The organism is Nocardioides sp. (genome assembly GCF_047602075.1).
Lineage (GTDB): Bacteria > Actinomycetota > Actinomycetes > Propionibacteriales > Nocardioidaceae > Nocardioides.
On the sequence record NZ_JASGIF010000002.1, the window covers coordinates 1,266,989 to 1,290,031 of the forward strand.

At 70.0% G+C, this 23,043-nt stretch carries 17 protein-coding genes and 1 pseudogene; 13 read left to right on the forward strand and 5 right to left on the reverse strand.

The genetic code is table 11. The features are described 5' to 3' along the window. The first annotated feature begins 82 nt into the window (after positions 1-82). The 12 genes and pseudogenes from QM714_RS18750 to QM714_RS18805 all read left to right on the forward strand — a co-directional run bounded on the left by QM714_RS18750 (position 83) and on the right by QM714_RS18805 (position 15,622). Positions 83-1,870: a methylmalonyl-CoA mutase family protein gene (locus QM714_RS18750; RefSeq protein ID WP_415102854.1), complete on the forward strand. Its 1,788-nt coding sequence runs from the start codon at positions 83-85 to the stop codon at positions 1,868-1,870. After that, entirely contained in the window at positions 1,867-4,059 is a 2,193-nt protein-coding gene (gene scpA, locus QM714_RS18755) for a methylmalonyl-CoA mutase (RefSeq protein WP_415102855.1), read from the forward strand. Before QM714_RS18750 ends, scpA begins: the two co-directional genes overlap by 4 nt. Before the next feature lie 13 nt (positions 4,060-4,072). Beyond that, positions 4,073-5,065, forward strand: coding sequence for a methylmalonyl Co-A mutase-associated GTPase MeaB (gene meaB, locus QM714_RS18760; protein WP_415102856.1), 993 nt, complete (start codon positions 4,073-4,075; stop codon positions 5,063-5,065). Positions 5,066-5,164: 99 nt separating this feature from the next. Then, positions 5,165-6,367, forward strand: a complete 1,203-nt coding sequence (locus QM714_RS18765; protein WP_415102857.1) for an amidohydrolase — start codon at positions 5,165-5,167, stop codon at positions 6,365-6,367. Positions 6,368-6,514: 147 nt separating this feature from the next. Next, a complete protein-coding gene (locus QM714_RS18770) occupies positions 6,515-7,588 on the forward strand; it encodes a BMP family lipoprotein (protein WP_415102858.1) in 1,074 nt (357 codons plus the stop codon). Positions 7,589-7,695: 107 nt separating this feature from the next. Further along, positions 7,696-9,237 carry an ABC transporter ATP-binding protein gene (locus tag QM714_RS18775; RefSeq protein ID WP_415102859.1) on the forward strand — a complete coding sequence of 514 codons (1,542 nt, stop codon included), beginning with the start codon at positions 7,696-7,698 and terminating at the stop codon, positions 9,235-9,237. A gap of 94 nt (positions 9,238-9,331) precedes the next feature. Beyond that, positions 9,332-10,405 carry an ABC transporter permease gene (locus tag QM714_RS18780; RefSeq protein WP_415102860.1) on the forward strand — a complete coding sequence of 358 codons (1,074 nt, stop codon included), beginning with the start codon at positions 9,332-9,334 and terminating at the stop codon, positions 10,403-10,405. A gap of 14 nt (positions 10,406-10,419) precedes the next feature. Beyond that, positions 10,420-11,361, forward strand: a pseudogene (locus tag QM714_RS18785) (ABC transporter permease); the annotation flags it as partial. Between the two features lie 152 nt (positions 11,362-11,513). Continuing rightward, complete coding sequence (locus QM714_RS18790; protein ID WP_415103063.1) at positions 11,514-12,062, forward strand: cytidine deaminase; 549 nt, start codon at positions 11,514-11,516, stop codon at positions 12,060-12,062. Next, entirely contained in the window at positions 12,034-13,197 is a 1,164-nt protein-coding gene (locus tag QM714_RS18795) for a cytochrome P450 (RefSeq protein WP_415102861.1), read from the forward strand. The genes QM714_RS18790 and QM714_RS18795 overlap by 29 nt, the downstream gene beginning before the upstream one ends. 2 nt (positions 13,198-13,199) lie before the next feature. Continuing rightward, positions 13,200-14,486 carry a thymidine phosphorylase gene (locus tag QM714_RS18800; RefSeq protein WP_415102862.1) on the forward strand — a complete coding sequence of 429 codons (1,287 nt, stop codon included), beginning with the start codon at positions 13,200-13,202 and terminating at the stop codon, positions 14,484-14,486. Between the two features lie 38 nt (positions 14,487-14,524). Further along, positions 14,525-15,622: an adenosine deaminase gene (locus QM714_RS18805; protein WP_415102863.1), complete on the forward strand. Its 1,098-nt coding sequence runs from the start codon at positions 14,525-14,527 to the stop codon at positions 15,620-15,622. 24 nt (positions 15,623-15,646) lie between these two features. Here QM714_RS18805 and QM714_RS18810 read toward each other — a convergent pair whose 3' ends face one another. After that, positions 15,647-17,812: a RecQ family ATP-dependent DNA helicase gene (locus tag QM714_RS18810; RefSeq protein ID WP_415102864.1), complete on the reverse strand. Its 2,166-nt coding sequence runs from the start codon at positions 17,810-17,812 to the stop codon at positions 15,647-15,649. A gap of 179 nt (positions 17,813-17,991) precedes the next feature. On the opposite strand from QM714_RS18810, the gene QM714_RS18815 reads away from it, so the two are divergent. Continuing rightward, complete coding sequence (locus QM714_RS18815) at positions 17,992-19,437, forward strand: HNH endonuclease signature motif containing protein (RefSeq protein ID WP_415102865.1); 1,446 nt, start codon at positions 17,992-17,994, stop codon at positions 19,435-19,437. A 69-nt stretch (positions 19,438-19,506) separates the two neighbouring features. On the opposite strand, the gene QM714_RS18820 is transcribed toward QM714_RS18815, so the two are convergent. Genes QM714_RS18820 through QM714_RS18835 form a run of 4 tightly spaced genes read right to left on the reverse strand, consistent with a single transcriptional unit; the run spans position 19,507 to position 23,041 of the window. Next, positions 19,507-20,112, reverse strand: a complete 606-nt coding sequence (locus QM714_RS18820; protein ID WP_415102866.1) for a hypothetical protein — start codon at positions 20,110-20,112, stop codon at positions 19,507-19,509. Then, positions 20,109-20,717 (reverse strand): uridine kinase family protein, encoded by a 609-nt coding sequence (locus QM714_RS18825; protein WP_415102867.1) that lies wholly within the window; start codon positions 20,715-20,717, stop codon positions 20,109-20,111. The genes QM714_RS18820 and QM714_RS18825 overlap by 4 nt, the downstream gene beginning before the upstream one ends. 18 nt (positions 20,718-20,735) lie before the next feature. Next, the gene (locus QM714_RS18830) at positions 20,736-21,611 is read right to left on the reverse strand and encodes an aldehyde dehydrogenase family protein (RefSeq protein WP_415102868.1); all 876 of its coding nucleotides are present in this window, start codon (positions 21,609-21,611) and stop codon (positions 20,736-20,738) included. Then, on the reverse strand, positions 21,608-23,041 hold the full coding sequence (locus QM714_RS18835) for an aldehyde dehydrogenase family protein (protein WP_415102869.1): 1,434 nt from the start codon (positions 23,039-23,041) through the stop codon (positions 21,608-21,610). Before QM714_RS18835 ends, QM714_RS18830 begins: the two co-directional genes overlap by 4 nt. Between the last annotated feature and the right edge of the window lie 2 nt (positions 23,042-23,043).

The window sequence follows — 23,043 nt, forward strand, 5'->3', positions numbered from 1 at the left end:
CGTCGACCGGGCGGAGTGGGATGGGTCTCACTGGGCCGCAACCGGTGGCCGTGGCGTCTGCGGGACTCCTATTCTCACCAGTATGAGCACCTCCGCCGACAGTTCCGTCGACCGGTCGTTGCCGCTCGACGTGGAGCCCGCCCGGCACAGCCGCGCGCAGTGGGAGGCCGCCACCGCAGCCGTCCTGCGCAAGACCAGGACGATGGCCGGGGAGGATCCCGACTCGCTCGTCTGGGAGAAGTTGGCACGCACCACCCTGGACGGCATCGCGGTGCCGCCGCTAGGCGTCGCAGCGTCCACCGAGGACCTGCCTGCCCCCGTCCGGCCACCGCGGGTCGGTCCCTGGGACCTGCGGGCACCGGTGCTGGGTGGCAACAGTGCAGACGTGGTCGCCGACCTGGAGAACGGGGCTACCTCCCTCTGGGTCACCGCCACCGCTGACACCGACCTAGCGACCCTGCTCGCCGGGGTGATGCTCGACCTCGCGCCGGTCGTGCTCGACGCCCCAACCGCGCCACGGACAGCCGCCGAGGAACTGCTCGCCCTGGTCGCCGGACACGGGGTCACACCCGCCCCCGGGACGAACCTCGGTGTCGACCCGGTGGGGGCGACCGTGCGGGGTCTCTGCGGCACCGATGCCGACGACCTGGTCACGGTGGCTCGGCTCGCGCTCGGCGCGGGCATGCTCGGCGTCGTCGTCGACGGGACCACCGTGCACGATCTCGGCGCCTCCGACGCCCAAGAGCTCGGCTTCACGCTAGCCGTCGGGGCGTCGTACCTCCGCTCGCTGGTGGGCGCGGGGATCGCGGTGGAGGATGCGCTCGGACTCCTCGAGTTCCGCTACGCCGCCACCGACGAGCAGTTCCCGACGATCGCCAAGCTGCGCGCCGCCCGGGCCTGTTGGGCGCGGGTCGCGGAGCTGTCGGGAGCGGGGGAGGACACGCGCGGCCAACGGCAGCACGCGGTCACCAGCCGACCGATGATGAGCGCCTACGACCCCTACGCCAACATGCTGCGCACCACCGTGGCGGCGTTCGCTGCGGGCGTCGGGGGCGCGGAGGCCGTCACTGTGCTGCCCTTCGACCTGCCGCTCGGCGAGCCGGACGCGTTCGGGCGGCGGATCGCGCGAAACGTCTCTTCTCTGTTGATCGCCGAGTCGCATGTGGCGGCGGTCAGCGACCCTGCCGGCGGGGCGTACGCCGTCGAACAGTTGACCCACGACCTTGCCGAGGCGGCCTGGGCCGAGTTCGGTCGGATCGAAGATGCGGGCGGCGTCGAGGCCGCCCTCGCCGACGGCTCCCTGCGCACCCGCATCGACGACGTCGTCGCTCGGCGAGACGCCCTGGTGGCGACGCGACGGCATCCGATCACCGGGCTCAGCGAGTTTCCCAACCTGGCCGAGGTGCGGCCCGAGCGTCGCGGCGAGCCGGACCCGGTCAGACGCTACGGCGCCGCCTTCGAAGCGCTGCGTGCCGATCCGCCGACCGGCCGCGTCTTCCTCGCGACGATGGGGACGGTCGCGGCGCACACTGCTCGGGCCACCTTCGCGACGAACCTCTTCGCGGCAGGTGGTGTAGCCGTGGACTCTGCCGGCGCGACGGGCGGACCGGAGCAGGTCGTGGCGGCGTACGCCGGCCAACCGGTGGTCTGCCTGGCCGGAACCGACGGGGCCTACGCCGAGTGGGGGGCCGAACTGGTCTCCGCATTGCGGGACGCCGGGGCACGACGCGTGATCCTCGCAGGCAAGCCGAGCGCCCGGACCGTCGAGGCCGACCTGCTCGACGACTCCTGCGCCATGGGCCTCGACGCCCTGGCCTTCCTAGGCCGGACCCGAGAGGCCCTGGGGCAGGCCCGAGAGGACGCGTCATGACCATCCCGCAGAGTTTCGCCGGGCTCCCGTTGACCCCACCGAATGGGCCGAAACTGCGTGATTCGGCCCCGGATCTCCGCCGTTTGGGCCCAAACCGCAACACTTCGGGCGACACACGACCCGCCTGGCACTCGCCGGAAGGCATCGACATCGCGCCGTCGTACGGCCCGGCCGACCTGGCCGGCCTGGACGCACTCGACACCTGGCCGGGGCTGGCGCCGTTCCTGCGCGGGCCCTACCCGACGATGTACACCACCCGACCCTGGACGATCCGACAGTATGCCGGCTTCTCCACCGCCGAGGAGTCCAACGCCTTCTACCGGCGCAACCTCGCGGCGGGACAGAAGGGCCTTTCGGTCGCGTTCGACCTCGCCACCCACCGCGGCTACGACTCCGACCATCCGCGGGTCCGCGGCGACGTCGGCATGGCCGGGGTGGCGATCGACTCGATCTACGACGCCCGGACCCTCTTCGACGGCATCCCGCTGGACCAGATGAGTGTCTCGATGACGATGAACGGCGCGGTGCTCCCCGTGATGGCGCTCTACATCGTCGCGGCCGAGGAGCAGGGGGTGAAGCCGGAGCTGCTCGCGGGGACCATCCAGAACGACATCCTCAAGGAGTTCATGGTCCGCAACACCTACATCTACCCGCCGGCGCCGAGCATGCGGATCATCTCCGACATCTTCGCCTACACGGCGACCAACATGCCCCGCTTCAACTCGATCTCCATCTCCGGCTACCACATGCAAGAGGCAGGCGCGACCGCCGACCTCGAGCTCGCCTACACCCTCGCCGACGGCGTGGAGTACATCCGGGCCGGCTTGGCCGCCGGCCTCGACATCGACGCCTTCGCCCCGCGGCTGAGCTTCTTCTGGGCGATCGGGACGAACTTCTTCATGGAGGTCGCCAAGCTGCGCGCGGCCCGGGCTCTGTGGGCACGGCTGGTCGGTCAGTTCGATCCCACGAGCCCCAAGTCCCTGTCGCTGCGCACGCACAGCCAGACCTCGGGCTGGTCGCTGACCGCCCAGGACGTCTTCAACAACGTCGCCCGCACCTGCATCGAGGCGATGGCGGCGACCCAGGGGCACACCCAGTCCCTGCACACGAACGCCCTGGACGAGGCGATCGCCCTGCCGACCGACTTCTCCGCCCGGATCGCTCGCAACACCCAACTGCTGCTGCAGCAGGAGACCAAGACCACCGAGATCATCGACCCGTGGGCAGGCAGCTACTACGTCGAGCGGCTCACCCACGACCTGGCCGAGCGGGCCTGGGCGCACATCACCGAGGCCGAGGAGGCCGGGGGGATGGCCAAGGCCATCGAGCAGGGCCTGCCGAAGATGCGCATCGAAGAGGCCGCGGCCCGCACCCAGGCGCGGATCGACTCCGGCGCCCAGGCGGTCATCGGGGTGAACACCTACCGGATCGCCGACGAGGAGCCGCTGGAGGTCCTCAAGGTCGACAACGACGAGGTCTACCGCCAGCAGATCGCCAAGCTGGAGCGACTGCGGGCCGAGCGCGACCCCGAAGAGGTACGCCGTGCGCTGGACGCTCTCACCAACGCCGCCGCCACGTCGTCGGGCAACCTGTTGGAGCTGTCGGTCAACGCGGCTCGGGTCAAGGCCACCGTCGGGGAGATCTCCGAGGCGATGGAGAAGGTCTACGGCCGCCACCAGGCCGTGATCCGTACCATCGCTGGGGTGTATCGCGACGAAGCCCGCCGCGACGGCGACGACAAGACCGAGCAGGTGTTGGCAGCGACCGCCGAGTTCGAGGCCGAGGAGGGTCGGCGGCCCCGCATCCTGGTCGCGAAGATGGGCCAGGACGGCCATGACCGCGGCCAGAAGGTCGTCGTCACCGCTTTCGCCGATCTCGGCTTCGACGTCGACGTGGGGCCTCTCTTCTCGACTCCCGAGGAGGTCGCCCAGCAGGCGGTGGACGCGGACGTCCACATCGTCGGGGTCAGCTCGCTGGCTGCCGGGCACCTCACCTTGCTGCCCGCTCTCAAGCGTGCCCTGGCCGATCTGGGTCGGCCCGACATCATGGTCGTCATCGGCGGGGTCATCCCGCCGGACGACGTGGCGACGCTCGAGGAGATGGGCGCGGCAGCGGTCTTCCTGCCCGGCACCGTCATCGCCGACTCGGCACTGGACCTGCTCGCCAAGCTGCGCGCCAGCCAGGGCTGAGGGCCGACGTCGGATGGCGCGCCCGGTGGATGTCCCCGCGCTCGTCGCGGGGGTCCGCGACGGCCGGCGTGCCGCCGTCGCGCGCGCCATCACGCTGGTCGAGTCGACCCTGCCCGCGCACCGGGCCGCGGCGCGGGAGCTGCTGGAGGCCGTCGCGGTGCCCGGTTCGCTCAGCTCGACCCGGGTCGGCATCTCGGGGGTGCCAGGGGTCGGCAAGTCGACCTTCATCGAGGCCCTCGGCACCCGGCTCACCGCGCAGGGACATCGGGTCGGCGTGCTCGCGGTCGACCCGTCGTCGGTGCGCAGCGGAGGGTCCGTGCTCGGCGACAAGACCCGGATGCTGAAGCTCGCCGCCGATCCGCACGCCTATATCCGGCCCTCGCCTGCGGCCGGGACGCTCGGCGGGGTCGCCCGGGCCACGACGCAGGCGATGCTGGTCCTCGAGGCGGCGGGCTACGACGTCGTGCTCGTCGAGACGGTCGGGGTCGGCCAGTCCGAGGTCACCGTCGCCGGCATGGTCGACACCTTCTGCTTCCTCACCCTGGCCCGCACCGGTGACCAGCTGCAAGGGATCAAGAAGGGCATCCTCGAGATCGCCGACGTGATCGCGGTCAACAAGGCCGACGGCGAGCTGCTCGGCGAGTCTCGCGGGGCGGCCCGCGAGCTGTCCGGCGCCCTGCGGATGGTCTATCGCGGCAGCGAGCGCTGGATCCCCCCGGTGCTGACCTGCTCGGCCCTCGAGGAGTCCGGCGTCGACGAGGTGTGGGCCGAGATCGCGCGGCACCGCGACCACCTCGGCCCCGAGGGTCTGACGCACAAGCGGGCCGGCCAACAGCTCGACTTCATGTGGGCACTCGTCCGTGACGAGCTGAGCGAGCGGTTGCGCCGTTCGCCTGGCGTCACCGCCATCCGCGACGAGGTCCGTGCCGCCGTGCTCGCCGGCCAGCTGGCCGCTCCTCTCGCGGCCGACCGCATCCTCGCGGCCTACGACGCTGACCAGCGCTGAGGCATCTGCCGCGGTCTTGTCGTGGCAAGAAGCCTCGTATTCCGGGTCCCCACCCACCACAGCGCCGCGGCAGATGGGTCACGACTAGAGTCTCCCGTGATGCTCACCTCAGCGAACCTTGCCGCGGCATCGCGGCTCATCCAGGGCGTCGTCGATCGACGGCTGCCCGGGCTGATCGAGCTTCGGCGCGACCTCCATGCGCACCCGGAGCTGGCCTTCGCCGAGCTGCGGACCACTGACTGCGTGGCCGCCGCCTTGGCCGATTCCGCCTGGCAGGTCACCCGGCACTCGGCGACGGGATTGATCGCGGATCTGGGTGACGTCGGCCCGCGGGTGGCGCTGCGTGCGGACCTGGACGCGCTCCCGGTGCAGGACACCACCGCGGACCCTTGGCGGAGCACGGTGGTGGGGGTCGCGCATGCCTGCGGCCACGACGTGCACACCGCCTGCCTGGTTGGCGCCGGCCTGGCGCTCGCCGAGTTGCACGCCGAGGGTGGTCTGCCCGGTCGGGTGCGGCTGCTGTTCCAGCCGGCCGAGGAGAAGATGCCCGGCGGGGCCCTGGCGATGATGACTCAGGGTGCGCTGGAGGAGGTGGAGCACATCTTCGCGCTGCACTGCGACCCGAGCACCGACGTCGGCATGGTCGGGCTGCGGGAGGGGCCGATCACCGGCGCCTCGGACCTGCTGGACGTCCGGCTCAGCGGCAAGGGCGGCCACACGTCGCGACCGCATCTCACCGAGGATCTCACCTTCGCGCTGGCCAAGCTGGTCACCGAGCTGCCCGCGATCTTGTCGCGGCGGATGGACCCGCGAGCCGGCGTCAGCGTGAGCTGGGGGATCGTGCAGGCGGGCGGCGCCCCCAACGTGATCCCCACGGCCGGCCGCGTCGCCGGCACCGTGCGGATGCTCGATGCCGTCGCGTGGGCCGACGCGGAGCACCTGGTCCGGGAGCTGGTCGGTCAGATCCTGGCGCCGTACGGCGTGGCAGCAGACATCACCTACCTGCGCGGGGTGCCGCCGGTGGTCAACGAGCGCGACGCGACCCAGCTGCTCGGTGCGGCCATCGACCGGGTGGTCGGGGAGTCCCGGCATGTGGCGACCTCGCAGAGCCTGGGCGGTGAGGATTTCGGCTGGTTCTTGGAGTCGGTGCCGGGAGCGATGGGTCGCCTGGGCACGCGCACCCCCGGCGGACCGACCTTCGACCTGCACCAAGGCGACCTGCGCATCGACGAGGGCGCGATCGGGCTGGGCGCGCGGATCCTGGCCGAGGCCGCCGTCGGCGCCGTCCTCTCGCCAGCTTGACCCAGATCACCAACGGATAACGGGGATCACCACCTGATAACAGTTGTGCGCCCCGTGTTCCATCAGGCCCCGGGAGCGGTATTAGGGTGAGGCGCGAGCGCCGTCCGGCGCGAAGCGAAACGATCACCAGGAGGACCCTTGCGTCGGTTGACCAAGATTGTGGCAGTGACGGCGGTGGCGTCCGTGGCGCTCGTCGGCTGCGCCAAGAACGACGACTCTGCGCCGAGCAGCGACAACACCAGCAGCGCTGCCGGTGGCAAGGACGCCTGCGCGGACGCAAGCGGGGACGGGCCCAAGGTCGGCCTGGCCTACGACGTGGGCGGCCGTGGCGACCAGTCCTTCAACGACTCGGCCTATGCCGGTCTGGAGAAGGCTGTCTCCGAGCTGGGCGCGACCTGCAAGGAGGGCGAGGCGACCGATGGTGAAGCCGAGTCGGCCCGTGAGGACCGGCTGCGCCAGATGGCCGAGGCGGGCATGAACCCGATCATCGGTGTCGGCTTCGCCTACAGCGACGCGGTCAACGCGGTGGCCCCCGACTATGCGGACATCAACTTCGCGGTGATCGACGGCTACGACCCCGACGACAAGGCCAACGACAACGTCGCCTACCTCGGCTTCGCCGAGAACGAGGGCTCCTTCTTGGTGGGTGCGGCTGCGGCGCTGAAGACCAAGGCCGACCACATCGGCTTCGTCGGCGGTGTGCACACCGACCTGATCAAGAAGTTCGAGGCCGGCTACGTCGCGGGCGCCAAGGCGGTGAACCCGAAGATCAAGGTCGAGGTGAAGTACATCGAGGAGAGCGACCTGTCCGGCTTCTCCGACCCGGCCGGGGGCAAGGCCGCCGCCGCGGCCGAGTTCGACAAGGGTGCCGACATCGTCTACCACGCCTCGGGTGCCTCCGGCTCCGGTGTGTTCGAAGCCGCCACCGAGGCGGGTCAGTGGGCGATCGGTGTCGACTCCGACCAGTACCTCACCGCTCCGGCCGACCAGCAGCCGCACATCCTCACCTCGATGCTCAAGCGGGTCGACGTGGCGACGTTCGACATGATCCAGTCCGTGGCCGACGGCTCACCGCTGGTGAGCTACCAGACCTACGACCTGAAGGCCGATGGTGTGGGCTACTCCACCTCGGGTGGCTTCATCGACGACATCACGGGTCAGCTGGACGGCTACGCCAAGAAGATCAAGTCCGGCAAGATCAAGGTGCCGACCGCTCCGTGACGGAGAGGCATCGCTGATCGAAGCCGTTCCTTCTCACTCGGGCCCGGTGTCACGCGGTAGCGTGCGCACCGGGCCCGAGTCATTCTGGCCTCCAGAGAGGAGCACCCGTGACCACACAGGCTCGTGAGGCGGAGGTCCCCAGCGCCACCGGCGGGGGCATCGAGGTGCGCGGTGTGACCAAGCGCTTCCCCGGTGTGGTCGCCAACAAGGATGTCGACATCACCATCCGACCAGCCACGGTGCACGCGCTGATCGGTGAGAACGGCGCCGGCAAGTCGACGCTGATGAAGATCCTCTACGGCGTCCAGAAGCCTGACGAGGGCAGCGTCACCCTCGACGGCGAGGAGGTGCACTTCTCCTCGCCGACCGACGCCATCAAGGCCGGCATCGGCATGGTCTTCCAGCACTTCATGCTGGCCGACAACCTCAGCGTGCTGGAGAACGTCGTGCTCGGCGCGGAGAAGCTGTTCGGCATCGGCGACCGGGCGCGCGCGGAGATCGTCCGGATCTCCGACGCCTACGGCTTCGACCTCGACCCCGACGCCCTGGTGGAGGATCTCGGGGTGGGGGCCCGCCAACGGGTGGAGATCTTGAAGGTGCTCTATCGCGGCGCCCGGATCATCATCCTCGACGAGCCCACCGCGGTGCTGGTCCCCCAGGAGGTCGACGCACTCTTCGCGAACCTGCGCGAGCTGCGCGCCTCCGGCTGCACGCTCCTGTTCATCTCCCACAAGCTCGACGAGGTGCTCGCCATCGCCGACGACATCACCGTCATGCGGCGCGGCACCACCGTCGGCGAGGCCGACCCCAAGACGGCCACCAAGCGTCAGCTGGCCGAGCTGATGGTCGGCTCCGAGTTGCCCTCGCCCGAGACCGAGGAGTCCACCGTCACCGACATCGAGCTGTTGGAGCTCCGCGGCGTCGACCTGGTCAACGCCGAAGGCCGCTACCTGCTGCGCGACATCAGCTTCAAGATCCACCGCGGCGAGGTGCTCGGCATCGCCGGGGTCGAGGGCAACGGCCAATCCGAGCTGGTCCAGACCGTGATGGGGATGGCCCGGGCGGCCGGGGTGATCGAGCTCAACGACGAGGACATGACCAGCTGGGGCACCCGCGCGCGCCGGGAGGCCGGCATCGGCTTCATCCCCGAGGATCGCCACCACCATGGCCTGTTGCTGGACAGTCCGCTGTGGGAGAACCGCATGCTCGGCCACCAGACCCAGCCGCCCAACAGCAAGCACGGCATGATCGACCGCAAGGGTGCCAGGGACGACACCACTCGCATCGTCGCGGAGTACGACGTCCGCACCCCCTCGATCAACACCACCGCCCGAGCGCTGTCGGGGGGCAACCAGCAGAAGTTGATCGTCGGCCGCGAGATGAGCGGCGAGCCGGTGCTGCTGATCGCCTCCCATCCGACCCGCGGCGTCGATGTCGGCGCCCAGGCCGCGATCTGGGGACACATCAAGCGTGCCCGCCAGGAGGGCCTGGGCGTGCTGCTGATCTCCGCCGACCTGGACGAGCTGATCGGGCTCTCCGACCGCATCGAGGTGATCCTGCGCGGTGAGCTGGTCGGTGAGTTCGACCCGCGCACGGTCACCCCACAAGAGCTCGGCTCTGCGATGACCGGCGGGAAGGGCGCAGCATGAAACTCACCCCACGAAACTGCGGGCTTCCCCCGCTGCGCTCCGCCAGCCCACACTTCCGCCGGGGCCCCGAATGAACAAGGTGCTGCAGGGAGGCATGGCGCTATTGGCGCCGCTGATCGCGGTCGTCGCAGCGGTCGTGGTGACCAGCCTGGTGCTGATGGTGGCCGGCGCCTCGGTGGGCGACTTCTGGTCGCTGATCTTCACTGCACCGAGCGGTCGCAGCTGGGTGAACATCATCAACCAGACGTCGATGATCTTCCTGGCCGCCCTCGCGGCGGCCATCGGCTTCCGGATGAACCTGTTCAACATCGGGCTCGAGGGGCAGTACACCCTGGCGTCGTACACCGCCGCGCTGGTCGCCGGTGCGGCGATCTTCCCCGGCAAGCTCAACGTCCTCGTCGCGCTGGTCGTCGCCGTGGTGGTGGGCGCCATCTGGGCAGGCATCGCCGGCATCCTCAAGGTGACCAGGGGCGTGAGCGAGGTCATCTCGACGATCATGCTCAACGCGATCGCCATCACGCTGGTGGGCTACCTGCTGTCCAACCATGGCCAGCAGTACGGCCAGGGTCGACGCACCCCTCCGCTCCCGGACTCCAGCAGGTTCGAGGGTTGGCAGCTTTTCGAGAAGACCGACGGCAACGTCTGGACGCTGGTGCTGCTGGCTGTCGTCGTCGGGATCGGAGTGTCGGTCTTGATCAACCGGACCCGATTCGGCTTCGACCTGCGGGCCACTGGGGCCAACGAGGCGGCCGCGGTGGCCTCCGGCGTCAACGTCAAGAAGATGATCGTGATCTCGATGTTGCTTTCCGGTGGGATCGCCGGCCTGATCTGGATGCCGGCTCTGTTCGGTCAGGCGGGCTACTACGGCCCCACCTTCCAACACCAGCTCGGCTTCACCGGCATCGCGGTTGCCCTGCTCGGTCGCAACCGTCCGCTCGGCATCTTCTTCGGCGCCGTGCTCTTCGCCTGGCTCTCCGAGCAGGCCAACAAGCTCCAGCTCCAGGCAGGGATCTCGCCCTCGATCGTGCAGATCACCCAGGGCGTGGTGGTGCTCTCGGTCGTGGTCGCCTACGCCGTGGTGCAGCGCTGGCGGGCGATCGCCGAGCAGCGCGCGCTGCGCACGGCCCTTGATGCCGGCGTGACGCCGGAGGGGGTGAGCGCGGCATGAGCGCGTCCATGCTGATGGAGCCCACCGAGACCCGCGGCCAACGGCGTGGTCGACCGACCTGGTATCTCTACCTCCTGGCCGGCCTCGTCTCGGTCTCCTTGGTCCGAGTCATCACCGGCGCCAACGAGATCGACTCCGAGGGCGGATTGCGGGCCGCGATCGTGTCGACCTGCCCCATCCTGCTCGCGGCTCTCGGCGGGTTGTGGAGCGAGCGCTCCGGTGTCGTCAACATCGGCCTGGAGGGCCAGATGCTGCTCGGCACTTGGGGGGCGGCGTACTGCACATATTGGTACGGCCCCTACTGGGGGCTCCTCGGTGCGGTCGCGTTCGGCGCGATCGGGGGCCTCATCCACGCCGTAGCGACGGTGACCTTCGGCGTCGACCACATCGTGTCCGGTGTCGCGCTCAATGTGATCGCTCTTGGCCTGACGACCTTCCTCGCCGAGGCCTACTTCGCCGACCTCGACTCGGAGTACGGCCACGGCGGCGCCCAACAGCTCACCGGACTACAGAAACCGGCGTCCATCACCATCCCCGGGCTCTCCGACGCGGCCTCGAGCTTGGCGCAGAAGCACTGGTTCCTGGTCTCGGACGTGGCTGCGATGGTCGCGGCGGTGACCAACCGGATCTCGATCGTCACCATTGTGGCGATTCTGCTGGTCCCGGTGACCGGGTGGCTGTTGTGGCGCACCTCCTTCGGTCTCCGGCTGCGGTCGTGCGGGGAGAACCCGTACGCCTCGGAGAGCCTCGGCGTGAACGTCCGGCTCTACAAGTACGTCGCCGTCATCGTCTCCGGCGGCCTGGCCGGTCTCGGCGGCGGCTACCTCGCCTTGGTCTCTTCGTCCGGTTTCCACACCAACCAGACCAACGGCCGTGGCTACGTCGGCCTAGCCGCGATGATCTTCGGCAACTGGCGCCCGGGGGGAGTGCTGCTCGGCTCGGGCATGTTCGGCTACACCGACAGCCTCCATCTACGCGACCCCGACGTGATCCACGCTCTCCTGCTGCTGGTGGGCTTCTGGCTGCTCGTCTTCGCCGCCTTCCGCATCCGCCGGCAACAGACCGTGGGAGGGATTGTCTTTGCTGCCTTTGGCATCGGCTTCCTGCTCTGGTTCTTCCTCACCGACTCGGTTCCGAGGGACTTCGCCAGCATGACGCCGTACGTCGCCACGCTGCTGGTGCTCGCGTTCGCCACGCAGCGACTACGCATGCCCAAGGCCGACGGACTGGTCTATCGGAAGGGGTCGGTCGGCTGATGGTCGCCCCCGACCCACCGGAGCTCTGGGAGTCGCTCCGGCTCCATGCTGTCGCCGCGATGGAGCATGCGTATGCGCCGTACTCCTCCTTCCCGGTCGGTGTCGCCGGCCTGGTCGACGACGGCCGCGTGGTCAGCGGCTGCAACGTGGAGAACGCGGCGTACGGCGTCGCGCTGTGCGCCGAGTGCGGGATGGTCTCGCAGTTGCACCTGACCGGCGGCGGCCGCCTCACGCACGTGTTCTGCGTCGATGGCGACGGTCAGGTGCTGATGCCCTGCGGCCGCTGCCGCCAACTGCTCTGGGAGAACGGTGGACCGGACCTGCTGCTGATGACAGGTGCCGGCGTACGACGAATGGATGAGGTGCTGCCCGATGCCTTCGGTCCCGACGACCTCGCTTGACCTCACTGCGGCGGAGGTGATCGCCGACCCCTATCCCTTCTTCGCCGCCGAGCGCGCCCGCCATCCGGTGGCCTGGCACGAGGCGTCCCAGATGTGGCTGGCCTTCGACCACGCGTCGGTGAGCGCGGTGCAGCGTGATCGTCGGCTCGGCCGGCTCTGGAAGGACAAGCAGCCCGCCGACTACCTCAAGCCGTTCAACCTGCTGCACCGCAACCAGATGATGGAGAACGAGCCCCCCGAGCACACCAGGTTGCGGCGCCCCGTGGCCCGGGTGTTCGCCCGAGGCCACATCGAGCGGCTTCGACCGCGAGTCGGTGAGCTGGCGCGGGAGTTGCTCGACGAGGTGGACCCGGCGTCGTTCGACGTGATCGGCCAGTTCGCCGAGCCGTTGCCGGTGCTGGTGATCGCCGAGCTTCTGGGTGTGCCGTCCTCGACCGCGGCCGAGTTGCGGGAGTGGTCCCAGGCGATCGTGAGGATGTACGAGGTCGATCCGTCACCGGCCGTGGTCGACGCGGCCGTGGCGGCGGCCGCCGACTTCGGCGGCCTGATCCGCGACCTGATCCGGGAGCGCACCGTCCGACCTCGCGAGGACCTGCTCAGCGACCTGGCTCAGACCGAGCTCAGCGAGGACGAGATGGTGGCGTCGGGGGTGCTGCTGCTCAACGCCGGCCACGAGGCCTCGGTGAACGTGTTCGGCAACGGGCTCACCGCGATGCTCCAACGCGGACTGCGACCCGGCGCCGATGTCGCCGTCACGGTGGAGGAGATGCTGCGCTTCGACTCGGCGCTGCAGCTCTTCGAACGGACCGCGATGGAGCCGGTCGAGGTCGGCGGGATCACCGTCGAGGAAGGCCAGAAGATCGCCGTCCTGCTCGGATCGGCCAACCGCGACCAGGCTGTCTTCGACGACCCCGACGAGCTCCGGGTCGACCGTGAGCCCAACAACCACGTCGCCTTCGGCGTCGGCGTGCACTTCTGTCTCGGCGCGCCGCTGGCCCGGATGGAGCTGTTCGAGTCGGTCACCGCGCTCTTCGACGCGTGCCCGGAGCTCGATCTGGTCGGTGACCCGGTGTCGCGCGGCACCTTCGTGCTGCGCGGCTACCACTCCGTCCCCGTGGGCTCGAAGAGGAGCTGAGGGTGGAGCAGCACGACGCGGTCGAGGTGATCATCGCCAAACGGGACGGTGGTCGGCTCAGCGACAGTCAGATCGACTGGGTGATCGACGCCTACACCCGCGGCGAAGTGGCCGAAGAGCAGATGTCCGCGCTGGCGATGGCCATCCTGCTCAACGGCATGGACCGGGGCGAGATCGCCCGCTGGACCGACGCGATGATCGCCTCGGGGGAGCGGATGGACTTCTCCTCGCTGTCGCGGCCCACCGTCGACAAGCACTCCACTGGCGGGGTGGGGGACAAGATCACCTTGCCGTTGGCGCCGTTGGTCGCCGCCTGCGGCGTCGCGGTGCCGCAACTGTCCGGTCGCGGTCTGGGCCACACCGGAGGCACGCTCGACAAGCTCGAGTCGATCCCGGGCTGGCGCGCCTCGCTCTCCAACGAGGAGATGCTCGCCCAGCTGGAGTCGGTCGGCGCCGTGGTCTGCGCAGCCGGAGCGGGCCTGGCGCCTGCGGACAAGAAGCTCTACGCCCTCCGCGACGTCACCGGCACCGTCGAGGCGATCCCGCTGATCGCCTCGTCGATCATGTCGAAGAAGATCGCCGAAGGCACCGGGTCACTCGTGCTGGATGTCAAGGTCGGCACGGGCGCCTTCATGAAGGATCTCGCCCGAGCCCGTGAGCTCGCCGAGACGATGGTCGCGCTCGGCACCGATGCGGGTCTGCCCACCGTCGCACTGCTCACCGACATGAGCACGCCGCTCGGGCTCGCTGCTGGCAATGCACTCGAGGTGGCCGAGTCGGTCGACGTGCTCGCCGGCGGTGGCCCCTCCGACGTGGTCGAGCTGACCCTCGCTCTGGCTGGCGAGATGCTGCTCGGCGCGGGGGTCGACGACGTCGACCCGGCCGACCGGCTCGCCGACGGATCGGCGATGGACGCCTGGAGGGCGATGATTCGGGCTCAGGGCGGCGATCCTGAGGCTGCCCTGCCGGTGGCGCGAGAGTCCCATGTCGTCGCCGCGCCCACCTCGGGTGTGCTCACCCGCCTGGACGCCATGGCCGTCGGGCTCGCCGCTTGGCGGCTGGGTGCCGGTCGCGCCCGCAAGGAGGACCCGGTTCAAGCTGGTGCCGGAGTGGTCTGGCACGCCCGGCCGGGTGACACCGTCACCGCCGGTCAACCGCTCCTCACGTTGCACTCCGACGACCCCGACCGCTTCGACCGTGCGGTGGCCACGCTCGACGGCGGGTTCGACATCGCGGCCCCGGACACGGCGTACTCACCCTCGTCCCTCGTCCTCGATCGGATCGACTGAGCCGCGCCGACAACGGTGGCGGTGCGAGGATGGCTGGCATGACCGACTCCGAACCTGCCGAACCGGTCCCGACCCGTGACCTGACCCGAGCGGCGCCGAAGGTGCTGCTGCACGACCACCTCGACGGTGGTCTGCGACCGGCCACCATCGTCGAGCTCGCAGCCGAATGTGGGCATGCTTTGCCGGAAGGGGATCTGGCGGGGCTGGCGCGATGGTTCACCGAGTCCGCCAACAGCGGCTCCCTGGAGCGCTACCTGGAGACCTTCGACCACACCGTCGGCGTGATGCAGAGCCCCGAGGCGCTGACCAGGGTGGCCAGGGAGTGTGTGGAGGACCTGGCCGCGGACGGGGTGGTCTATGCCGAGGTGCGCTACGCCCCCGAGCAACACGGTCGCCTCGGTCTCGCCCTCGATGACGTGGTGGCGGCCGTTCAGACCGGGATCGAAGAGGGCGTCGCCGCCTCAGGCGGCCGCATCGTGGTGCGCCAACTGCTCACCGCCATGCGGCACGCCGCCCGTTCCCGGGAGGTCGCCGAGCTGGCAGTGGCCTGGCGTGACCGCGGCGTGGTCGGCTTCGACATTGCCGGCGCCGAGGCTGGCTTCCCACCCACTCGCCACCTCGACGCGTTCGAGTATCTCCAGCGCGAGAACTTCCACTTCACCATCCACGCCGGTGAGGCCTTCGGGCTGCCGTCGATCTGGGAGGCGCTGCAGTGGTGCGGCGCCGACCGGCTCGGTCACGGTGTCCGGATCATCGACGACATCTCCGTCGCCGACGACGGCAGTGTCGAGCTCGGCCGGCTGGCGGCGTACGTCCGCGACAAACGGATCCCGCTGGAGATGTGCCCGGCCTCCAACGTGCAGACCGGGGCTGCTGCCTCGATCGCCGACCACCCGATCGGGCTGCTCGCTCGACTGCGCTTCCGGGTCACCGTCAACACCGACAACCGGCTGATGAGCGGCACCTCGATGACCGACGAGATGGCCAGCCTGGTCGAGGCCTTCGACTACTCGCTCGCGGATCTGCGCTGGTTCACCATCAACGCGATGAAGTCGGCGTTCTTGCCCTTCGACGGGCGGCTGGCGCTGATCGACGAGGTGATCAAGCCGGGGTACGCCGCGCTGGGGGCGGGCTGATTCACGCGCCCCCAACGACCGGGCCTATGTGGTCGTGGCCAGCACCAGCGGTCGCACCTCGGCCGCACCCGCGAGGAGCGCGGCTCGGGCGGCGAGGGTGAGAGTCCAACCGGTGACCGTGCGGTCGTCGACCAGCAGCACTCGCTGGTCACGCAGCGCCTCGAGGTCGACGTCGAGAGCACAGCGGCGACCGATCGCGGCGACCCGTTGGGCGGAGTTGGCCGCGCCTTGGCCGGGCCCGACCTGCGGATCGACGATTGCCCAGCGACCCAGGATCGGCACCTGGAGATAGCGGGACAGTCCTTCGGCGAAGCTGGTGGTCAGCCGCGGCCGGGTGGCCGAATCGACGGCGATGATCCCGTCGACGGGCGGGCGCCACTCGGTGAGCATCTCGATCACCGCACGCACCAGTGAGTCGGGGACCGGTCCGTCCTCGGTGCCGGCGGCGAACAGGGGTCGCAGCGCATTGCCATGACCCAGGTCGGTCAGTCGGGCCACCGCACGTCCTTCGTCGGCCATCTCGGCGATCCTGCCCTTGAGGTCGATGCCGAGGTGAGCCAGTCCCGACGGCCACAGCTTGCGCGGCTCCACCGCGACTCCCGGACGGGCGAGCTGGGCGCCGGCGGCCTCGACCGCGCCGGCTGAGATGTCGGTAGAGAGCGCCAGACCGCCACAGTTGTCGCACCGGCCGCAATCGGTGGCTTCGGGATCGTCGAGCTGCTCACGCAGGAAGCGCATCCGGCACTGGTCGGTCGCCAGGTAGTCGAGCATCGCCTGCTGCTCGCGTTGGCGGGACTCCCGGACGCGGCGGTGACGCTCGGCGTCGTACTCCCAGGGCCGACCGGTGGCCTCCCAGCCGCCCCGGACTCGGCGCACTGCACCGTCGACGTCGAGGACCTTGAGCATCGTCTCCAGTCGGCTGCGGCTGAGGTCGACGTAGGTCTCCAGGGTGGCCGTGCTCATCGGCCTGCCCTCCTCGGCCAGCGCGGCGAGGGTGTGCCGGACCTGCTCCTCCCGGGGGAAGGCGAGGGAGGCGAAGTAGGCCCAGATGTCACGGTCCTCGTGGCCCGGAAGCAGCACGACCGTCGCGCCGTCGGGAGGAAGGTTGCTGCCGCGACCGGCGCGACCGACCTGCTGGTAGTAGGCGACCGGGGAGGCGGGTGCGCCCAGGTTGACCACGAAACCCAAGGTGGCGTCGAAGCCCATGCCGAGCGCGCTGGTCGCGATCAGCGCCTTGATCTGACCGGTGGCCAGCGCCTCCTCGAGCGCCAGCCGTTCGGTCGGCTCGGTCTGACCGGAGTAGGCTGCGACATCCAGTCCGCGGGTGCGCAGGTAGTCGGCGACCTCTCGGGTCGCGGCCACGGTCAGGCAGTAGACGATGCCCGAGCCCGGTCGCTCGGCCAGGTGGTCGGCCAGCCAGGCCAGGCGCTGCTCGGCGGTCTTCAACCGGATTACACCGAGGCGCAACGACTCACGGTCGAGCGAGCCGCGCTGGACCAGCACCTCGCCGGTCTCGCCGAGCTGCTCGGCGGCGTCCGTGGTCACCCTCGCGTTGGCGGTCGCCGTCGTGGCCAGCACGGGGATGCCGGTCGGAAGGTCGGCCAACAGGGTGCGGATCCGGCGGTAGTCGGGTCGGAAGTCGTGGCCCCAGTCGGAGATGCAGTGCGCCTCGTCGACCACCAACAGCCCACAGGTCGAGGCGAGCCGCGGCAGCACCTCGTCTCGAAAGCCAGGGTTGTTGAGTCGCTCCGGACTGACCAGGAGTACGTCGACCTCTCCGGCCGCCACGGCCGCCTGGATCGGCTCCCACTCCTCGATGTTGGTGGAGTTGATGGTGACCGCACGGATGCCGGCCCGCTGCGCCGCGGCGATCTGGTTGCGCATCAGCGCCAACAGCGGCGAGACGATCACCGTGGGGCCGGCACCTTGCTCGCGAAGCAGCAGGGTGGCCACGAAGTAGACCGCCGACTTGCCCCACCCGGTGCGTTGCACCACGAGTGCTCGACGCCGTTGCACCACCAGCGCCTCGATCGCGACCCACTGGTCCTCACGCAGTTCGGCGGCCGGGCTGCCGACCAAGGCCCGCAGGTGGGCTTCGGCCTGGCCGCGCAGGTCGCCGCCGGTCGCTGTCGCTGCCGGGGCAGCACCATCGGACCGTCGTCCGGTGGTCAGGTCGGGGCTCGGCTGCATGGCTGTCTGTCTACCAGGTCGCCCCGACGCTCGGCTGGGCTCATCAACAGGACTCGTCGATCTGCTCATCGGCAGAGGTCCGCGATGACCCGAAAGTATTTCTGGATAGTGTCCGGATACTGGGATAGCAGGGCGGGTTCGGGGTGGTTGTGTCGGTGGTCAGGTGTTGGCTTACTGGTATGAGCCAGACCGCCACCCACCAGCCGACGCCGGGGTCTCCCGGCGCGGTGTTGGCGATGGTGCGCGACGCCAGGTTGGCTGAGCAGTCGGCTGCGGTGCGGGTGTTGGTCGGGGGTGTGGAGTGGGCTGGCATGCACGAGCCGGTCGAGGACTCCGAGGCCGCGGCCTGGTGGACCAGCGGTGAGATGGTCCCGCTGGCCGGTGAGGGGGCGCCGTTGATCGCGGAGTGGGCGGTGCCGGAGTTCGCGGCCGCGGTGGGTGTCTCCACCGATGCCGGCAGGCACATCCTCGGCGACGCGTTGGAGCTGGCCTACCGGCTGCCGGAGACCTGGAAGGGTGTCCAGGCACTGCTGATTCCGGCGTGGGTGGGGCGTCGGGTGGCCGACCACACCAAGTCCTTGAGCGTGGAGGCGGCAGCGTTCGTGGACGGTCAGGTCGCCGCGGTCGCCGGGAAGATCGGTCCGGTCCAGCTGGAGCGGCTGATCACCGAGGCGCGGGCGCGGTTCATGGCCGAGACGCTGCCGGCCGATGAGTACGACTGCCCCGATCTGCGGCACGTCAGGGTCGATGCCGACCAGGTGTCCTTCGACGGCACCGTGGAGATCCACGCCGAGGTCGACCTACCCGACGCGCTGGACCTCGACCAGGCCCTGGCGGTGACCGCTGGCCAGTTGAAGGATCTCGGCTCCGTCGAGTCACTCGATGCCCGCCGGGCGGCCGCGTTGGGTGAGATCGCCCGCAACCAACTCGCCCTGACCTACCCGAGCGAACAGGCCGAGCCGACCGAGCCGACCGAGCCGACGGCGGATGCGCTCGATGAGACCGGACCAGTCGAGACCCCAGTCGGGGCTCCGGTGCGTCGCTCGGGCCGCCGCCAGCCACGGCCGGTGACCCTGTTCCTCCACCTCTCACAAGACGCCCTGACCGGCGTTGGTGGGGTGGGCCGGTGTGGCAACACCCGGACCCCGGTCAGCATCGAGGCGATCCGGGAATGGTGTAGCCACCCCCGCACGGTCGTCACGGTCAGGCCGGTGCTGGACCTCGAAGACCATGTCCACGTCGAGGCCTACGAGGTGCCCGACCGACTCCAAGCCCAGGTCGACCAACGAGACCTGACCTGCGTGTTCCCCTGGTGCACCCGACCCGCCCGAGGCTGTGATCACGACCATGTCATCCCGCACGCCGGCGGCGGCACGACGTGCAGCTGCAACCTCGCCGCCCTATGCAGGCGGCACCATCGGTTGAAGACGCATACGCCGTGGCGCTATGTGATGCCCGAACCCGGGGTCTATGTGTGGACGTCCCCGCACGGGTATGTGTTCCTCCGCGACCACACCGGCACCACCGACGTCACCCCGACCGGGCTGACCGCCATCCCCGGCTGCCGGGCCGTGCCGGGCGGCGACGATGGCAACGACGCTCCGGACTCGGGACCACCCGGCTAGCTACCCCGCCCCACACCCCACCGACCACGGTGGGGTCCTCGGCATGCCCAGAGTCGGTGATCGGACAGGTCAGTGCGGGAGGACGACGAACCAGGGCCGCGGCCAGCGGCCGGGGAGTTCGGCGGACTCCAGCGAAGCCCGAGTGAGGGAGACCGTGCGGCCAAGGGCGGGGTCGAAGACGAGCAGGTCGCCGCGCTCGGTCGACCCGATCGCCATGAGCACGTGGCGCGGCAGCCAGCGGTCGCCGACGTAGAGCGCGACCGGATGCCCGTCCGCGAGAGCGAGGAGCACCGAGTCGGGGAGCCGCGACCGGTCGCCGACGGCAAGCCGGATGCGGTACGGAGTCCCGGTGGTTGCGGTGAGCTGGTGGGCAACGGCCCACGGTGGCGTGCCGAGCAGGCGCGGCCACGGGAGCTGGAGCCGACCAATCAGGTCGACAAAGCCGGTGATCCGATCGTGCATGGCGAGGGTCTCGGCGCGGAATCGGTCGACCGGTCCCTCGCCGATCAGCCCCCAGCCGGTGCGTGGGTGGGTGCCGGTGACCAGGAGCTCGGCGTAGGAGTCGTCGAGCACCGCCTGGGCGATCACCAAGGCCGCCGCCCCGCAGGAGCGGGTGTCCGGTTGGACGAGGCGGTGGCCGAGCAGCTCACGACTCCAGCGACCGGGGGTGGTCATCGCAGCAACGCCCGGATCTCGTCGTGCGCCTGATCAGGCCCGACCTCGCGGCAGCCGAGGGCTACTGCGCGCGCGACCACCTCCGGCTGCTCGCGCATCAAGACCAGACCACGTCGGACCAGCACGAGCGGGGGCTTGCGGCGCTCGCGCAGATCGCGCACCAGGCGGCGCCAGAATGTGACGGCTCGATGCTGGGTGACGCAGTAGGCGCCGGCTAGCAGCCCACGCTCGTCGCACTCACGCACGATCTCCTGGGCGAAGATCCCCTCGGCGAGGAAGTACGCAGCGCCCTGGAGGTCGATGGACTGGCTCCCGCAGCGACCGTTCCGGGCGATGTCATAGATCGGCACCTCGGCCGAGCCGGTGGCGCAGAGCTTCTCGACGGCGGCAAGGGCGTCCTCGTGATCCCACGCTGCCGGGTCGTCCCAGTCGATCAATCCGGCGTTGGCCCCTTCGGTGATCAGGGGCAGCACCGGATCGGAGCCGTTGCGGTAGAAGTCGTCGAGCCGTAGCACCGGCAGCCCGAGTCGGGCGGCCAGCCGTGACTTCCCGGCGCCGGACGGTCCGGCGAGCACGATCACCCGCGCCCGCCCTGGAGTCGGCACCTCCTAGATCCCCACCTTCTAGATCCCCTTGGGATGCCAGACGGTCTTGGTCTCCAAGAAGGCGGTCAACCGCCCGATGCCGGGATCCTTGGTCCAGTCGGGCTCGGTGTCGGGCGCCCGCACCACGCGCTTGAGGTTGTCCGCGGCGGCGACCTCCAGCGCGGTGGCGGTCTCCGGGTCTCCGGCTGCGCCGGTCAGGTCGATCGCGTTGACATCCATATGCGAGGCCAGCCACGGCGCGGGAGCGGCGTAGGGGCCGGTGAGGATGTTGACCACCCCACCGGGCACGTCCGAGGTGGCCAGCACCTCGGCGAGGTTGACCGCGGGCAGCGGCCGCTCGGCGGAGCTCACCACGACGACGGTGTTGCCGGTGACGATCGCGGGGGCGACCACCGAGACGAGCCCCAACAGCGACGACGCTTGCGGCGCCAGAATCGCGACGACGCCGGTCGGCTCGGGCGAGGAGATGTTGAAGTACGGCCCCGCCACCGGGTTGGTGCCGCCGACCACCTGGGCGATCTTGTCGGCCCACCCGGCATACCAGACCACCCGGTCGATCGAGGCGTCCACGATCCGCTCGGCACGAGCGGCGGTCGCGCCCTCGGCGCTGCGCACGGCGTCGACGAACTGCGGGCGCCGATCCTCCATCACCTCGGCGATCCGGTAGACGACCTGACCGCGGTTGTACGCCGTCCGCCCGGCCCAGCCCGCGAACGCCTTCCGGGCGGCCGACACCGCATCGCGGGCGTCCTTGCGGGACGCCTTGGCGGCGTTGGCGAGAAAGCGGCCGCGGTGGTCGGTCACCTCGTAGGAGTAGCCCGACTCCGAGCGTGGGAAGGTGCCACCGATGAAGAGCTTGTAGGTCTTGCGTACGTCGACGCGGGTTTCGCTCATGCCAGATACCCCTCTAGGCCGTGCCGGCCACCCTCGCGGCCGTAGCCCGACTCCTGGTAGCCGCCGAACGGGCTGGTCGGGTCGAACTTGTTGAACGTGTTGGCCCACACCACACCGGCCCGCAGCCGGTCGGCCATCCAGAGGATGCGCGACCCCTTCTCGGTCCAGATCCCCGCAGAGAGGCCGTACGGCGTGTTGTTGGCCTTCTCGACCGCCTCCGCCGGAGTCCGGAAGGTCAGCACCGACAGGACCGGGCCGAAGATCTCCTCCCGAGCGATCCGATGGGCCTGGGAGACACCGGTGAAGATGGTCGGCCGGAACCAGAAGCCGCTGGTCGGCAGGTCGCAGGCAACCTCCCACCGCTCGGCACCCTCGGCATCACCCACCTCGGAGAGCTCCCGGATCCGGGTCAGCTGCTCGCCGGAGTTGATCGCGCCGACGTCGGTGTTCTTGTCCAGCGGGTCACCGACCCGCAGCGTGGACATCCGACGCTTGAGCCGGTCGAGCAGGTGGTCGTACACGTTCTCCTGGACCAGCAGCCGGGAGCCGGCGCAGCAGACGTGGCCCTGGTTGAAGAAGATCCCGTCCACGATGCCTTCGACGGCCTGGTCGACGGCCGCGTCGTCGAAGACGATGTTGGCGGCCTTGCCGCCCAGCTCGAGGGTGACCCGCTTGCGGGTGCCGGCGACGGCCTTGGCGATCGCGCGGCCGACGGCGGTGGAGCCGGTGAAGGCGACCTTGTCGACGTCCGCGTGGTTCACGACCGCCGCCCCGGTGGCGCCGGCGCCGGTGACGATGTTCACCACGCCCGGCGGCAGGTCGGCCTGCTGGCAGATCTCGGCGAAGAGGAGCGCGGTCAGCGGGGTGGTCTCGGCGGGCTTGAGGACGACGGTGTTGCCGGCCGCCAAGGCGGGTGCGATCTTCCAGGCGAGCATCAGCATCGGGAAGTTCCACGGGATCACCTGGCCGGCGACACCGAGCGAGGTGGTGCCGAAGCCGGCGTACTCCAGCTTGTCGGCCCAACCCGCGTAGTAGAAGAAGTGCGCCGCCACCAGCGGGATGTCGACGTCGCGGGACTCCTTGATCGGCTTGCCGTTGTCGAGTGACTCCAACACGGCGAGCTCACGGCTGCGCTCGGCGACGATGCGGGCGATCCGGAAGAGGTACTTCGCCCGCTCCCGGCCGGGCATCGGGCCCCAGACCTTGGTGTGTGCCCGGCGGGCCGCGGCGACGGCCCGGTCGACGTCGGCGTCGTTCGCCTCGGCGACCTCGGCCAGCACCTCCTCGGTCGCGGGCGAGATCGTCTTGAAGCTGCGGCCGTGGCCGTCGACGAACGCGCCGTCGATGAAGAGGCCGTACGACGCCTTGAGGTCGACGATGCTCCGGCTCTCCGGAGCGGGGGCGTAGGTGAAGGGGGAGGAGTCGGCCATGA

Bases quoted from the DNA above. Each gene is read 5' to 3' on its own strand.
- QM714_RS18750 (WP_415102854.1), top strand. From the start codon at position 83: ATGAGCACCTCCGCCGACAGTTCCGTCGACCGGTCGTTGCCGCTCGAC.
- QM714_RS18815 (WP_415102865.1), top strand. From the start codon at position 17,992: ATGAGCCAGACCGCCACCCACCAGCCGACGCCGGGGTCTCCCGGCGCG.
- QM714_RS18805 (WP_415102863.1), top strand. From the start codon at position 14,525: ATGACCGACTCCGAACCTGCCGAACCGGTCCCGACCCGTGACCTGACC.
- QM714_RS18830 (WP_415102868.1), bottom strand. From the start codon at position 21,611: ATGAGCGAAACCCGCGTCGACGTACGCAAGACCTACAAGCTCTTCATC.
- QM714_RS18835 (WP_415102869.1), bottom strand. From the start codon at position 23,041: ATGGCCGACTCCTCCCCCTTCACCTACGCCCCCGCTCCGGAGAGCCGG.
- QM714_RS18795 (WP_415102861.1), top strand. From the start codon at position 12,034: ATGCCTTCGGTCCCGACGACCTCGCTTGACCTCACTGCGGCGGAGGTG.
- meaB (WP_415102856.1), top strand. From the start codon at position 4,073: ATGGCGCGCCCGGTGGATGTCCCCGCGCTCGTCGCGGGGGTCCGCGAC.
- QM714_RS18820 (WP_415102866.1), bottom strand. From the start codon at position 20,112: ATGACCACCCCCGGTCGCTGGAGTCGTGAGCTGCTCGGCCACCGCCTC.
- QM714_RS18765 (WP_415102857.1), top strand. From the start codon at position 5,165: ATGCTCACCTCAGCGAACCTTGCCGCGGCATCGCGGCTCATCCAGGGC.
- QM714_RS18810 (WP_415102864.1), bottom strand. From the start codon at position 17,812: ATGCAGCCGAGCCCCGACCTGACCACCGGACGACGGTCCGATGGTGCT.
- scpA (WP_415102855.1), top strand. From the start codon at position 1,867: ATGACCATCCCGCAGAGTTTCGCCGGGCTCCCGTTGACCCCACCGAAT.
- QM714_RS18780 (WP_415102860.1), top strand. From the start codon at position 9,332: ATGGCGCTATTGGCGCCGCTGATCGCGGTCGTCGCAGCGGTCGTGGTG.